This is a genomic window from Massilia sp. CT11-108 (genome assembly GCF_047302915.1).
Classification (GTDB): Bacteria; Pseudomonadota; Gammaproteobacteria; order Burkholderiales; family Burkholderiaceae_D; genus Telluria; species Telluria orientalis.
This window is the reverse complement of the sequence record NZ_JBKYMO010000966.1, coordinates 1-1,096: the sequence shown is the minus strand read 5'-3', so window position 1 is coordinate 1,096 and position 1,096 is coordinate 1. Positions and strand designations below refer to the sequence as shown.

At 71.4% G+C, this 1,096-nt stretch carries 1 protein-coding gene and 1 pseudogene; one reads left to right on the top strand and one right to left on the bottom strand.

The window, feature by feature from the left end; genetic code table 11:
* Nucleotides 1–96 precede the first annotated feature (96 nt).
* Nucleotides 97–792, top strand: a pseudogene (gene kdpE / locus ACEN88_RS32400) (two-component system response regulator KdpE).
* Here the strand turns inward: kdpE and ACEN88_RS32395 are convergent.
* On the bottom strand, nt 752–1,096 hold a 345-nt coding region (locus ACEN88_RS32395; protein WP_413346332.1), incomplete at its 5' end, for a diguanylate cyclase domain-containing protein. The pseudogene kdpE and the gene ACEN88_RS32395 overlap by 41 nt on opposite strands.

Below are 1,096 nucleotides of genomic sequence, written 5' to 3'. Positions count from 1 at the left end.
CCACCCGTACCCGCAGCCGCGCCAGCCAGGGGCACGCGATCCAGGTCGACCGGGCCCTGCCGCCGGCGCCGCCGCCGGACGACATGGAGAACGACGATGAGTGATTTCACCGGTATCGCCCTGCTCGTGGAAGACGAGCCCCACATCCGCCGCTTCGTGCGCGCCGCGCTGGAACGGGAAGGATGGCAGGTCCACGAGGCGGCGACGCTCGAACGCGGCCTGACGGAGGCGGGCACGCGCAAGCCGGATGTCGTCATCCTCGACCTCGGCCTGCCCGACGGCGACGGCGCCGACTTCATCGCCGACCTGCGCACATGGTCCGCCGTGCCGGTGATCGTGCTGTCGGCGCGCGTCGACGAGGAGTAAAAAATCCGCGCGCTCGACCGCGGCGCGGACGACTACCTGACGAAACCGTTCGGCGTGGGCGAACTGCTGGCGCGCGTACGCGCCTCCCAGCGGCGCCAGCGCGGCCCGGCGACGGGCGGCGACGGCAAGGTGCGCTTCGGCGACGTCGTCGTGGACGTGCACAACCGCCAGGTGACGAAAGGCGGCGCCACCGTGCGGCTCACGCCGACGGAGCACCGGCTGCTGGCGGTGCTCGTCGCGAACGCGGGCAAGGTGATGAGCACGCCGCAGCTCCTGCGCGGCGTGTGGGGACCGAACCAGTCCGACCAGGCGCACTACCTGCGCATCTACATGGGCCACCTGCGCCACAAGCTGGAAGACAATCCCGCCCAGCCCCGCTACCTGGTCACCGAGACGGGTGTCGGCTACCGCTTCCAGCTGCCGTAGTCTCCTCGACGACGAGCACGGACACCGTATCGCGCCCCGCGTGCTTCGAGCGGTACAAGCCGTCGTCCGCCGCATGGGCCAGCGCGACCTGCTCCGGCCGTGCGCTCCACGCGATGCCGATGCTGCTGGTGACCGCGAGCGTGTGCCCGTCCAGCAGGAACGGCGCGCGGATCGCGTCGAGCAGCTTGGCCCCGATGCGTTCGCATTCCAGCGGCGAGCCGACCTGCTCCAGCACGATGACGAATTCGTCGCCAGCCAGGCGGGGGCCCCCGGGGGGGGGGGGGGCCGGGGGGGGTTTAAAAAA